Consider the following 12800-nt stretch of genomic DNA (forward strand, 5'->3'; position numbering starts at 1 on the left):
GAAAACCCCGCTGCGGCGGGGTTTTGCTTTTTGGGCCGGCCGCTAACTAGCTGCGGTGGAAGTGGTAGTAATAGTTCGACATCGCGTCCACCCATTCGCTGGGCCGGATACTGGCGATATCCAGATCACGGCGGTCAACGCCGATCCGGCGCTCGGCTGAGGCGGCCGGCGGAGCGTTATCGGCCTGGCGGCGATCGATCGGCTGGCGGTGCTGGAACAGGTGGCCCGACGGGTGCTCGAAGTAAAAGTTGGCAGCGGCTTCCGACCAAGCGGCAAAGGACAGCCGGGAAACATTGAAGGAGCGCCGCTCAGCTTTGATACGCCGATCGAGCATGCCGGGTAGCAGGCAGGCGTCGCCTTGTCGTCTGTCCGTGCCGCGGCGGCGCCTGTTTCGAGCTGGCATCTCCATTGCCTGACTCCTTGTTTCATTGTTCCAACATTGATCTTAGGTCAGGCGGTCGGCATCTTCAATGTCCTGTTTGTCATATCCCGGAAAATCCGTCAGGCCAGCCTTTCGAGGACGAGGAAGAGCAGGCCGCCGGTGCCGGCGGCGAACATCCCGAGCAGGGCGCTGGTTCGCCGGAGGCCGGCCGTCTGCTCGGCGATGAACTGTTCCATGCCGTCGAACAGTTCGGGGAAGGCGGCGATATCACTGTTTCCCTGCTTTTCCATACAAGCCTCCGTCAATTAGCCGGCTACGGGCGTGCCGTCCGGGCGGGTGATGACCTGGGTAGCGGAGCGCGGACGCCCGCCGGTGGTATTCGGGAACTGCTTGGCCGGCCAAACCGATATGCCGAACACGACAGCCGACAGCAGGCGCCGCCGGCATTCGGGGCGTGCGCGTAGTTGGGGTTGAAGCAGGTGGTGGGCATGGGGGGGGCAGAAAGCAATGCGATGGAGCGACTATCCTGAACAAATATTGCAGGCGAATGACGGTTCGCAGCAGGTGTTCGCTATCACGGTGCTGTAACAATTCGGCAATAAGGTGGCGCCTTCGTCATGTTGTCGATCGGGTGCGGTCTTGCCAAATGTTATCGGTGGTCTTCTCAGCCGGCTGGGTTTTCGCGGCTTGTTCCTGTTGATTGCGCTGGTTGTCACGCTGGCCTTGCTGGCCGTCGGCGTGCCGCACCTGTGGCTCCGCCTGAGCGCAATGCAGGCGGCACAGGCACGGCTCGCCGCAATCAGCGCCATTGTCCCGGCCCAGGCTTTTCTCGCCGACCTGCGCGGCCATCGCAGCCGGCTGTTTTTCGCCGGGGTGGGCGATGCGTCGGCGGCGGCCGATTTGGCCCCTAAAAAGCCGTCCACCGCAGCCCCCGCCCTGGTTGCCGATGGCCGGCTGGCCGAAGTGCTGGCTTTGGATGCCGAGGCGGCTGGCGGCCGGCGGCGCATGCAGCACTTTGGCGAATTCGGCCAGGCCGTCGATCTGGTGCAGCAGCATATCGTCGAGCAGACGGCCGGCCTCGAAGAGAGCGTCGGGCCGCTCGCCGCCATCTGGCAGGAGGATCTGCCACAACTCAACGAAGCGCTCGACCGCCTGAATGTGCTGGCCGGCATCGCCCAGCGCGAGGGCGCCGTGGCCGAGCGTCTGCGGCCGGAATTGTCGGCGGCGGTGGCGGTGGCGGCGCACAGCCTGGCGCAGGGCGGCAAGCATTTGCGCCAGTTGGGATCGGCCGAGCTGAGCGAGGCCCTGGCGGCGCTGGAGGGCCAGTTCGCCATGACCCAGACGCTGGCCTACGGCCTGGCGCTGAGCAGTACGGTCTATGCCGCGAACGAAGTGGAAGAGGGCATTACCCGGCCCCTGCGCGAGGTGGCGGCGCTGGAAAAACGCGTCCAGGGACAGCTCGTCGAGGCGCTGCAAGTCCAGGTGGCGCTGGCCCAACAGCATTTGCTGGTCACTCTGGCCCTGATCGTCGGCGGCCTGCTCTTTTCCGGGGCCGGGCTGTTCGTCGCCTATCGCCGGCTGGCCGGGAATATCGAAGTGCTGGCCGAAGGCGCCCGCCAGTTGGCGACCGGCGATCTGACCGTGCCGATCGAACTGGCCGGCGCCGACGAGTTGCAGCGCGTCGCCGGTTCGCTGCGCGAGGTGCGCGACGGCATGCGGCGCCTGATTACGGAAATCATCGACAGCGCGCAGGCGATGACCGGCGCTTCGCTGTCGGTGGCCCAGGCGGCGACCACTTCGGCCGAGCGGGCGCGGCAGCAGGAGGCCGATACGCTGCACGTGGCGGCGGCGGTCGATGTCGTCAGCAGCCAGGTGGCGGAGATTGTCGAGGCAGCGCACGAAACCGATATCGTCGCCCGCAATGCCGATGAACTGGCCGGCTCCGGCATGGCTTCGGTCAGCCAGGCGAAGGACGTGCTGGAGGCGATGCACGCCGATATCGCCGAGGCGACCCGTTGTCTCGACCGCATGGAAGCCGAGTCGAAACGGGTGTCGAGCGTGGTCGCGGTGATCGCCGGCATTGCCGAGCAGACCAATCTGCTTGCCCTCAATGCAGCGATCGAGGCAGCGCGGGCCGGCGACACCGGGCGCGGCTTTGCCGTCGTCGCCGACGAGGTGCGCAAGCTGGCCGAACGAACGGCACAGAGCACCAAGGAAATCGGCAACATGATTGCCGGCATGCAGGGCATCAGCGGCGAAACGGCGGCCGCCGTGCGCACTGCGGCGAGCCATGTCGCCCACAGCAACAGTTGCGCCGGCGAAGCGGCGAGTGCGATGGGTCGAGTCTGCGAGCAGGCGCGGCTGGTCGAGTCAGCCAGTGCCCGGATTGGCGGGGCGCTCGGGGCTCACCGGGCGGAAACGGCCAGGATCGAGACGCTGGTCCGCGATATTGCCGGGGCTTCGGTCGAGAACGGCAAGGCGCTGGCCGGGGCGGCCGATGCGGCCCGCCTGCTGGAAGGCCTGGCCGGCGATCTGCGGCAGGCGATCGGCCAGTTCCGGCTGGCTTAGGAAAAGGCTGAAATATTCGTCATCCCCGCAAAGGCGGGGATCCAGTTCGTTGATTTTTCTGGATTCCCGCCTTCGCGGGAATGACATATTTGAATAGATCAGCGCTTCTCTAGGCGTCCCGGTGGCGGCGGTTGACGCTGCCGCCACCTTTCCTTCCGCCTGCCGGAGCAGCCATCGCCATGATCACTGAACAACGTCCGCGCCTCAGTCCGCAATTCGTCTTCCGCTGGGAAGCCAGCCAGGACGCCTACATCCTGCTTTACCCGGAAGGCCTGATCAAACTCAACCCGGCGGCCGGGGAGATTCTCAAGCGCTGCGACGGCACGCGCACGGCCGACGCCATCGTCGCCGATCTCGACGGCGCCTTTCCCGGCCAGCCCGAGGCAATCGCCCGCGATACCGAGGCTTTCCTGGTCGCCGCCTACAACAAGGGATGGCTGCGGTCGACCTGATTTTTTCAGGCAAAATCGCCCAACCACCCGACACGATAAATAGAAAATAATGAGACACCGCCCGCAGCGCCTGGTCCTTGTGCTGGCCAGCATCTTTCCCTGTTTGGCCCTGGCCGAGGCCGAGCCGCTCACCCTCGACAGCGTCGTCGTCACCGGCAGCCGTATCGAACACAGCAGCTTCGATTTGCCGGCAGCGGTCGATGTCGTTGGGGCCGAACGGATCGGCGCCGATCAGGCCAAGGTCAATGCGTCCGAAGCCTTATCCTCGGTGCCCGGCATTTCGGTGCAGAACCGCCAGAACTACGCGCAGGACCTGCAAATTTCCTCGCGCGGCTTCGGCGCCCGTTCCGCCTTCGGGGTGCGTGGCATCCGCCTGATCAGCGACGGCATTCCGGCCTCGATGCCGGATGGCCAGGGCCAGGCGGCCACCTTCAACCTCGACCGGGCCGAGCGCATCGAAGTCATGCGCGGCCCGATGTCCTCGGTGTACGGCAACCACGCCGGCGGCGTCATCCAGATGTTCACCGCCGACGGCAAGGGCCGGCCCAGCGTCGAAGGCGGCTTCACGGCTGGCAGCTACGGCAGCTGGAAAGGCGATGTCTCGGCCCAGGGCGAAGCCGGCGGCGTCGGCTACGTGATCGATGCCTCGCGTTTCATTACCGATGGTTACCGCGAGCACAGCAGCGCCGAACGCAACCAGCAGATGGCCAAGCTGACCTGGCGGCCGGATGAGGACAGCCGCCTGATGTTCATCGCCAATGGCTTTTCGCAGAAGGCCGAGGACCCGCTCGGCCTGACCTGGAACAAGTACCAGAGCGATCCGCGCAGCGTCGAAAGCGCCGCGCTGCTCTACAACACCCGCAAAACCATCGACCAGACGCAGGGCGGCCTGAGCTACGAGCGCCGCTTCGGCACCAGCACGATCCAGCTCGCCGCCTATGCCGGCCAGCGTTCGGTGACCCAGTTCCAGTCCATTCCCCGCTCGCTTCAGTTGATCCTGCCCTCGACGCCGGCCAACGATCCGAAGCGCAAGCATTCCGGCGGTGTGATCGATTTCGACCGTGATTACTCCGGCCTCTCCGGGCGCTGGATCGGTCGCTACGACCTGGCGGGCGGCAAGCTGACGACGACTGTCGGCCTGGAATACGAACAATCGACTGACGAGCGGCGTGGCTACGAAAATTACACCAGCGCCACCAATCTCGGTGTCCAGGGCGCGCTGCGCCGCAAGGAGACGGACAGCGTCACCAGCTTCGATCAGTACGCCCAGGCCGAATGGCAGGGCGAGCGCTGGGCCTTTACCGGCGGCGTCCGGCACAGCCGGATCGATTTCAAGGTGGATGATCACTACGTCGCCACCGGCAATGGCGACGACAGCGGCAATGTCAGCTACGAGAAGACGACGCCGATGCTGGCCGCGCTTTACAAGCTGACCCCAGCGGTCAACCTCTACGCCAGTGCGGCCCGCGGTTTCGAGACGCCGACCTTGAACGAGCTGTTCTACTCCGGCGCTAACGGCAGTTTCAGCTACAGCCTGAAGCCGGCACTCAGCACCCATCTCGAAACCGGTCTCAAGGCCTATGTCGGCAACGACAGTCGGCTCGATCTGGCCCTCTTTCAGGTGCGCACTACCGATGAGCTGGTCGTCGCTGCCAGCAGCGGTGGACGGACCAGTTACCAGAACGCCGGCCAGACGATGCGGCGGGGCCTGGAGTTGGCGCTCGATTCGCGCTGGGCCGGAAACTTCAGCAGCCGGGTTGCCTATACCTACCTCGATGCCCGCTACGACGAGGATTTCACCAGTTCCTCCGGTACCGTACCGGCCGGCAACCGCCTGCCCGGTGTCGCGGCCAATACGCTGTTCGGCGAAGTGGCCTGGAAGCACCCGGCCAGCGGCTTCCATACTGCCGTCGAAGGCATCATGCGCAGCAAGATGTATGTCGAGGACAGCAATTCGCAGCCGGCGGCGCCGTCCTACGCCATCGCCAACCTGCGGGCCGGTTTCGACCTGCGCTACGGCGCGCTGACCCTGCGCAGCTTTGCCCGTATCGATAACATCTTTGACCGGCAGTACGTCGGCTCAGTGGTCGTCGGCGACAGCAACGGCCGTTATTACGAGTCGGCGCCGGGGCGCAACTGGCTGCTCGGCCTGAGTGCGCGCTATGCCTTCTGACATGACTTGATCGTTGTCTCTTCGAAGCCCGGTTCGCCGGGCTTTTTTTCGTCCACCGCCAGCGGCGCGGATGTTGATTTTTGGCTCAGGCGCTTGAACAGGTGTCCGAAAAATGAGCGCTCGAATCGCTCCATCAGCGTTTCGTGAAACTCGCCTGGATGCCATTGAAACCTTTGCCTGGTGGCGTTTTCGCAATTGTTGCCAAGCGTTGGCACGGGCTTCGCGAACAGGGATGCAGCCTGTCACACGAGATGGTGGCAGCGGGGAAGTCCGGCACTAAGCATCGGTGCCGGCGGGGTTCAAGTACAAACATCCGGAGACATTCAATGAATCACAATCAGACCGTTCGTCCTTTGCTTTTCGCCATGCTTGCCAGTCTGAGCGGCGCCAGTCAGGCCGTCAGCTTTACCCATAACGACATCACGCTCGATATCAATGGCACGATCAACGGCTTCTACGTCAACCGCGAAGCCCAGTCGATCAACCGCGCCACCGGCGCTTCGACGACGACGAATAACAGCGAATTGACCAACGGCCTGTTGCCGGGCTGGATCAACTTTGTCGCCACGACCCAGGCCAATGGCCAGGACATCAAGGCGCACTTCAGCTTCGCGCCCGGCATCAACAACAATTCGCAGACCGTTGGCCTGCCGATCGGTAACAACGCCGGTGGCGCCGGGACGACCAATCCCTACAGCCAGATCGACACCCGCAACGTCTATTTCCAGTTCGGCAACAGCAGCTGGGGTACCCTGAAGTTCGGTCGCGACATCGGTCTCTTCGGCCAGAACATCATCCTCTCCGACATGACCCTGATCGGCGTCGGCGGTACCAGCAATGCCGGCATCCCGTACAACACCACCTTCGGCATGATCGGTCACGGCTACATGTACACCGGCTTCCAGCCGCAGATCACCTACACGACGCCGAACCTGAACGGCCTCCAGGCCGCGATCGGCATCTTCCAGCCGAGCAAGTTCGCCGGTGACGAAACCAAGGCGCCGGGCATCCAGGGGATGGCCAGCTACGATTGGAAAGGCAGCTCGGCCAGCGGCAAGTTGTGGACCGGTTTTGTCAGCCAGACGACCAGTTGCTCGGTCAGCCCTTGCTCGACCAGCTCGTTCAGCGCCAATGGCTTCGAACTCGGCGCCAAGGCCGGCTTCGGCAATTTCGAAGCGGTCGCCTATGCCTTTACCGGCAGCGGCCTGGGCTTGTCCACGGTCGGTGCCCAGTTCTACGGCGGCAGCAATGGCGCCGGCAACAAGACCGATTCGGACGGCTATTTCCTGCAGGGTACCTACAAGTTCGGCGACACCAAGGTCGGCCTGAACTACGGCGAGAACAAGGACAAGAACGGCTATGTGCTGACCGGCGCCAGCCCGATGAACAGCATCAAGAACCGTGCTTACACGCTGGGCGTTTATCATTCGCTGAACAAGTTCATCACCCTGGTCGGTGAGTTCAACGATGAAAAGGTTACCAATGTCTCTGACACCAACTACGACAACAAGAACCGGACCCTGTCCTTTGGCGGCATCATCTTCTTCTGATTCTTGCTGAATCGATATCCGCCATGTTTCGGATGTCACCCTCGTCTTTGCTCTTGTTGGCGCCCTTCGGGGCGCCTTTTTTTCTGCGCTCGGCGTTTAGCCTGCTGATTGGGCTGGCCTGTTGCCTGGGGTCACCGGTCGTGGCGGCCGACGATGTGGCGACGAAAGTGGTCGCCGGCAGCGATTTCTCGGCGACGCGCGAAGCCCTGGTCGAAGCCATCGAGGCCGAAGGGCTGGTGGTCAGCGCGGTGATTCCCTTCAATCAGATGCTGGCGCGTACGGCGGGCGATCTAGCCAAAAGCGCCAGTCCGTTCGTTGGGGCCGAAATCGTCCAGTTCTGTAGCAGTCAGCTGGCCTGGCAACTGCTGGAAGAGGATGTCAGCCAGATTGCCTTGTGTCCGCTGTCGATCGCTGTCTATACGACGCCGGGCGAGCCGGCTGCGGTCGTGCTGGCCTGGCGGATGCCGGGGCAGGGCAGCGCCGGCCGGGGGCGCGCCGAAAAACTGCTGCGCAAGATAGTTGACCGCGCCGCCGAGCTGGCCCGGCTGCGCTGGTAGTTCCTGGGCGTAGCGCTCCGCTCAGGAGCGGTGGTTCATCAGGGCCTTCAGGCCATTCACGTTAAGAATGCGGATGTGCTTCTGCTGGACGGCGATGTGGCCTTCCTCCTGGAAGCGGGAGAAGGCGCGCGATACCGTTTCGAGTTTGAGGCCTAGGTAGCTGCCGATCTCGTCACGCGTCATGCGCAGGTAAAACTCGGCATGCGAAAAGCCACGGGCCGTGAAGCGCTGCGACAGGTTGAGCAGGAAGGCGGCCAGCCGCTCTTCGGCGCGCATCGTGCCGAGCAGCATCATCACGCCATGATCGCGGACGATTTCACGGCTCATCACCTTGTGAAAATGGTGCTGCAGCGTGTGAATCTCACGCGACAGGCTTTCCAGGCGCGAGAAGGGAATGGCGCAGATTTCGCTGTCTTCGAGGGCGATCGCATTGCAGGTATGGTGCTCGGTGCTGATACCATCCAGCCCGAGCAGTTCGCCAGCCATTTGAAAACCGGTGACCTGATCGCGGCCATCTTCAAGGAGTACGTCGGTCTTGAAGAAACCGCTTCGGATGGCGTAGATGGCGTCAAAGGCTTCGCCGGCCCGATAAAGGTGGTCGCCACGCTTGATGCGGCGGCGGGTGGAGACAAGATCATCCAGCCGCTCCAATTCTTCGATATTGAGCCCGAAAGGCAGGCACAATTCGCGCAGGTTGCAGTTGGAGCAGGCGGTCTTGATGACCGCAAGGGAGATTTCCCCGGAGGTGGATTGTTGGGGCATAGTCAACCTGCGTTCGCTTGATCCAAGTCAACCACGATTCGGCGCCATCCGAACATAATCCGACCTACATTTGGTGGTATGTCTAATGAATTTCGCAACTGAAAACCTCGTCTTCGATCCTCAGATCATTCGCCGCTTCGATGTGAACGGCCCACGCTACACGTCCTATCCGACTGCCGACCGCTTCGTCGAGGCTTTCGACTCGGACGCTGCCAAGCTGTGGCTCGGCAAGCGGAACATCGGCGGTATCAGCCGACCGCTCTCATTATACTTCCACATCCCTTTCTGCAACACCATTTGCTATTACTGCGCCTGTAACAAGATCATCACCAAGGATCACGGGCGCAGCGCCAAGTACCTGAAGTACCTGGCCAAGGAACTGGCGATCCAGAGCGCGGCACTCGATGCCCAGGAAGGCGGTAACGAGGTTATCCAGCTGCACTGGGGCGGTGGTACGCCGACTTTCCTGTCGCACGACGAGATGCGTCAGCTGATGGGCGAGACGCGCAAGCATTTCAAGCTGCTCGACGGTGGCGAATATTCGATCGAAGTCGATCCGCGCAAGGTGGATTACTCGACGGTGGCGCTGCTCGGCGAACTCGGTTTCAACCGGATGAGCGTCGGCGTCCAGGATTTCGACGAGCGCGTCCAGGTCGCCGTCAATCGCGTACAGAGCGTCGAAGAGACGGCCAACGTGATCAACGCGGCGCGTGGCAACGGCTTCAAGTCGGTCTCGGTCGATCTGATCTACGGCCTGCCGCACCAGACGGTGATGGGCTTTAACCGGACGCTGGAGCGCGTGCTGGAAATGGACCCGGATCGCCTGTCGATCTACAACTACGCCCACCTGCCGACCCTGTTCAAGCCGCAACGCCGGATCGACGAAAAGGATCTGCCGTCGGCCGACACCAAGCTGCAGATTCTGGCGCTGGCGATCAAGAAGCTGACCGAGGCCGGTTACGTTTTCATCGGCATGGATCACTTCGCCAAGCCAGATGACGAGCTGGCCGTCGCCCAGCGCCAGGGCCGCCTGCATCGCAATTTCCAGGGCTACTCGACGTACGCCGACTGCGACATGCTGTCCTTCGGTATTTCGTCGATCAGCAAGGTCGGACCGACCTACTACCAGAACGTCAAGACCGCCGAGGAGTACTACGACGGTCTCGATGCCGGCTCGCTGCCGGTCTTCCGTGGCATCGAGCTGACCGCCGACGATATTCTGCGCCGCTCGATCATCCAGGCCCTGATGTGCCATTTCGAGCTGTCGATCGAAAGCATCGAAAGCGCGCACCTGATCGATTTCCACAAGTATTTCGAGGCCGAGCTGGAAGACCTCAAGGAAATGGAGCGCGGCGGTTTGCTGAAGATCGACCGCGACTGGATCACCGTTCTGCCTCCGGGCCGCATGCTGGTCCGCGTCATCACCATGGCCTTCGACCGCTATCTGCGGGCCGACCGTCAGCGCAAGCGCTACTCCAAAGTCATCTGATTGGCTGCGATCCCGCCTGGTGGCGGGATCGTGTCGCTGCGCGTTGTCCTGGAATGCCGCCTGTAGCCGAAGGGGGCGGGTTAAACTCTCCGCTTTGCCAACTCCCTGCTTTGACTGATGCCTGATTCCGGCTATCTCGCGCTTTTTCTCGTCGGTCTGCTCGGCGGAACCCATTGTGTCGGCATGTGCGGCGGCATTGTCGGGGCCCTCTCGATGGGCGGCCCAGCCCGCTGGTCGATGCACCTTGCCTACAATGTCGGGCGCGTTCTCTCCTATGCCGTGGCCGGTGCCATCGCCGGTGCTCTCGGGGCGGCCAGTCTGGGCTTGGAGGGCCAGGTGCCGGTGCGCCTGGTGCTGTATTTCCTGGCCAACCTGATGCTGGTCGCGCTCGGCCTTTACCTGCTCGGTGTGACGCGGGCGCTGGCTTTTAGCGAGCGCCTCGGGCAGCATCTTTGGCGCCGCCTGCAGCCGCTGACCCGAAAATTTCTGCCGGCACGGAGCGTGGCCCAGGCTTTTCCGCTCGGCCTGCTCTGGGGCTGGCTGCCCTGCGGCCTGGTTTACAGCGCGCTGACCAGTGCCCTGATGGCCGGTTCGAGCGGGCGTGGGGCCTTGCTGATGCTGGCTTTCGGCCTGGGGACCTTGCCAAATCTGTTGCTGGCGGGCATCGTGTTGGCGAGGATGAACGAATTCGTGCGCCGGCCGTCAGTGCGCATTTTTTCCGGCTTGCTCGTTCTCGGTTTCGGTTTATACGGCCTGCTTGGCCTGCTGCGTTTGCTGCACTGGATTTAGGATTCGCCATGACTATGAAAATTCTGCTGCCGGTTGATGGTTCAGCCTGCGCCTTGCGTGCCGTCGACCATCTGATTGCCCACCTTGCCTGGTATAGCGAGGTGCCGGAAATTCATCTCCTGCATGTTCATCCGCCGATTCCGATCGGTCGCGTTCAGGCGCATATCGACAAGGAGACCTTGCATGCCTACTACCTCGAAGAGAGTCAGTCGCAACTGGTCGAGGCCCAGCAAAAACTGGATGCCGCCGGGCGTTTTCACACGACGCATATCCACGTCGGCCAGCCGGCCGAGGTGATTGCCCGGGTGGCCGACGAACTGGCCTGCGACATGATCGTCATGGGCAGCCATGGCCGTGGCACCGTGGCCGGCCTGGTCATGGGCTCGGTGGCGAACCGCGTGCTGCATCTGACGCAGTGTCCGGTGCTGCTGGTGAAATGAGCGAAGTCGAAAGCGGGCGAGTCGTCGAGTTCGCCATTGGCGGCATGACTTGCGCCGCTTGTTCGGCGCGGCTGGAAAAAGTCCTGAATCGCCAGCCGGGGATGCAGGCCAACGTCAATCTGGCCGCCGAACGGGCCCGGGTGCGCCTGCTGGGTGCGGCCGATGAAGCAGCGGTGGTGGCGGCTGTCGCCAAGGCGGGCTTCGTCGCTGAACTGGTCGATAGCCAGACCCGCGAGCGTGAAAAAGCCGAAAAAATGCGGGTCTACCGCAGCGAGATCAAGCGTTTCTGGATTGCCGTGCTGCTCACCTTGCCGCTGGTCGGGCAGATGTTTTTCATGTTCGGCGAGCACGGCCACCGGAACGAGTTGTCGCGCTGGTTGCAACTGGCGCTGGCGACGCCGGTCCAGTTCTGGATCGGCTGGCGCTTCTACGACGGCGCCTTCAAGGCGCTGCGCGGCGGCGGTGCCAACATGGATGTGCTGGTCGCCCTGGGGACCAGCATGGCCTGGGGCTTTTCCGCCGTGGTGACGGTTTTTGCGCTGGATCAGCACGTCTATTTTGAAGGTGGCGCCGCGGTCATCACCCTGGTTCTGCTCGGCAAACTGCTTGAGGCACGGGCCAAGGCGCGGACCTCGGAGGCCATCGAGGCGCTGATCCGCCTGCAGCCGAAAACGGCCCGCGTCGAGCGCGATGGGCAGTGGGTCGAAATGCCGGTCGAGGCCCTGATGCCGGGCGATATTTTCATGGTTCGCCCGGGCGAGAGCGTGCCGGTCGATGGCGAGGTAGTCGAGGGCGACTCCAGCATCAACGAGGCGATGCTGACCGGCGAGAGCATGCCGGTGCACAAGCTGGCCGGCGACCAGGTGTTCGCGGCGACGGCCAACGGCCAGGGCGCCTTGCGTTGCCGGGCGACCGGGGTGGGTGAGCATACGCTGTTGGCCGGCATCATCCGGTTGGTCGGCGAGGCGCAGGGTTCCAAGGCGCCAGTGCAGCGAATGGCCGACCGCATTTCGGCGATTTTCGTGCCAGTGGTGTGCGGCATCGCCTTGGTGACTTTTGTCGGCTGGTGGTGGTATTCCGGCTTCTTTGCCGAGGCGCTGGTCAATGCGGTCGCGGTGCTGGTCATTGCCTGCCCGTGTGCGCTCGGCCTGGCGACGCCGACGGCGATCATGGTCGGGACCGGGCAGGGGGCGCGGGCCGGCATTCTGGTCAGAAATGCCGAGGCGCTGGAGCGGGCCGAGCGGGTGACGGTGCTGGCCCTCGACAAGACCGGCACGCTGACCCTCGGCGAACCGCAGGTGACCGAGCTGGTTTTGCGCCACGGCGACGAAGCGACGGCCTTGCGGCTGGCGGCAGCGCTCGAGCAGGGCTCGGAACATCCGCTGGCGCGGGCGATTCTGGCGCGTCATGCAGCTTCCCTGAGCACTCTTGCGACCATGGAAGAAAAGGCTGGCCCTACGGTCGACCTGCCGAAAACGACAAATTTCAAGGCGCATGCCGGGCTGGGCGTCAGCGCCGAGCTTGACGGGCGCGAGTGGCGCCTCGGCTCGCCGGACTGGCTGGGCGTCGCCGATGATGAGGCGGTGCGCCGTTTGCAAGGCGCTGGCAAGACGGTGGTCGGACTGGCCGAGCAGGGTG

General features: G+C 63.4%; 13 protein-coding genes. 9 read left to right on the forward strand and 4 right to left on the reverse strand.

Annotated elements, in window-relative coordinates:
* Positions 1 to 46: 46 nt before the first annotated feature.
* Both AT959_RS06135 and AT959_RS21035 read right to left on the reverse strand, forming a co-directional pair.
* Entirely contained in the window at positions 47 to 409 is a 363-nt protein-coding gene (locus tag AT959_RS06135; protein ID WP_157651222.1) for a hypothetical protein, read from the reverse strand.
* A 92-nt stretch (positions 410 to 501) separates the two neighbouring features.
* Positions 502 to 672 (reverse strand): hypothetical protein, encoded by a 171-nt coding sequence (locus AT959_RS21035; protein ID WP_157651223.1) that lies wholly within the window; start codon positions 670 to 672, stop codon positions 502 to 504.
* A gap of 349 nt (positions 673 to 1021) precedes the next feature.
* Here AT959_RS21035 and AT959_RS06140 point away from each other — a divergent pair, with 349 nt between their 5' ends.
* The 3 genes from AT959_RS06140 to AT959_RS06150 all read left to right on the forward strand — a co-directional run bounded on the left by AT959_RS06140 (position 1022) and on the right by AT959_RS06150 (position 5575).
* Positions 1022 to 2950 carry a methyl-accepting chemotaxis protein gene (locus AT959_RS06140; protein WP_157651224.1) on the forward strand — a complete coding sequence of 643 codons (1929 nt, stop codon included), beginning with the start codon at positions 1022 to 1024 and terminating at the stop codon, positions 2948 to 2950.
* 179 nt (positions 2951 to 3129) lie between these two features.
* A complete protein-coding gene (gene pqqD, locus AT959_RS06145) occupies positions 3130 to 3402 on the forward strand; it encodes a pyrroloquinoline quinone biosynthesis peptide chaperone PqqD (protein ID WP_066881681.1) in 273 nt (90 codons plus the stop codon).
* A 49-nt stretch (positions 3403 to 3451) separates the two neighbouring features.
* Positions 3452 to 5575, forward strand: coding sequence for a TonB-dependent receptor family protein (locus AT959_RS06150; protein WP_066881688.1), 2124 nt, complete (start codon positions 3452 to 3454; stop codon positions 5573 to 5575).
* On the opposite strand, the gene AT959_RS21380 is transcribed toward AT959_RS06150, so the two are convergent.
* Entirely contained in the window at positions 5563 to 5709 is a 147-nt protein-coding gene (locus AT959_RS21380) for a hypothetical protein (protein ID WP_169795451.1), read from the reverse strand. The two genes, AT959_RS06150 and AT959_RS21380, sit on opposite strands and share 13 nt — an antisense overlap.
* A gap of 192 nt (positions 5710 to 5901) precedes the next feature.
* Between AT959_RS21380 and AT959_RS06155 the strand changes: the two genes are divergently transcribed.
* Both AT959_RS06155 and AT959_RS06160 read left to right on the forward strand, forming a co-directional pair.
* Positions 5902 to 7125, forward strand: a complete 1224-nt coding sequence (locus AT959_RS06155; RefSeq protein ID WP_066881690.1) for a porin — start codon at positions 5902 to 5904, stop codon at positions 7123 to 7125.
* Between the two features lie 140 nt (positions 7126 to 7265).
* Positions 7266 to 7682 carry a DUF302 domain-containing protein gene (locus tag AT959_RS06160; RefSeq protein WP_157651226.1) on the forward strand — a complete coding sequence of 139 codons (417 nt, stop codon included), beginning with the start codon at positions 7266 to 7268 and terminating at the stop codon, positions 7680 to 7682.
* Positions 7683 to 7703: 21 nt separating this feature from the next.
* Here the strand turns inward: AT959_RS06160 and fnr are convergent, their stop codons facing one another.
* Positions 7704 to 8444, reverse strand: coding sequence for a fumarate/nitrate reduction transcriptional regulator Fnr (gene fnr / locus AT959_RS06165; RefSeq protein ID WP_066881693.1), 741 nt, complete (start codon positions 8442 to 8444; stop codon positions 7704 to 7706).
* An 85-nt stretch (positions 8445 to 8529) separates the two neighbouring features.
* Here fnr and hemN point away from each other — a divergent pair, with 85 nt between their 5' ends.
* The 4 genes from hemN to AT959_RS06185 all read left to right on the forward strand — a co-directional run.
* Positions 8530 to 9933: an oxygen-independent coproporphyrinogen III oxidase gene (gene hemN / locus AT959_RS06170; protein WP_066881694.1), complete on the forward strand. Its 1404-nt coding sequence runs from the start codon at positions 8530 to 8532 to the stop codon at positions 9931 to 9933.
* Between the two features lie 117 nt (positions 9934 to 10050).
* Positions 10051 to 10722 carry a sulfite exporter TauE/SafE family protein gene (locus AT959_RS06175; protein ID WP_066881695.1) on the forward strand — a complete coding sequence of 224 codons (672 nt, stop codon included), beginning with the start codon at positions 10051 to 10053 and terminating at the stop codon, positions 10720 to 10722.
* 8 nt (positions 10723 to 10730) lie between these two features.
* On the forward strand, positions 10731 to 11162 hold the full coding sequence (locus tag AT959_RS06180) for a universal stress protein (RefSeq protein WP_240481756.1): 432 nt from the start codon (positions 10731 to 10733) through the stop codon (positions 11160 to 11162).
* A partial coding sequence (locus tag AT959_RS06185) for a heavy metal translocating P-type ATPase (RefSeq protein ID WP_066881698.1) occupies positions 11159 to 12800 on the forward strand: 1642 nt, incomplete at its 3' end. The genes AT959_RS06180 and AT959_RS06185, both read left to right, overlap by 4 nt.

The sequence above is a fragment of the Dechloromonas denitrificans genome, from assembly GCF_001551835.1.
Classification (GTDB): domain Bacteria; phylum Pseudomonadota; class Gammaproteobacteria; order Burkholderiales; family Rhodocyclaceae; genus Azonexus; species Azonexus denitrificans.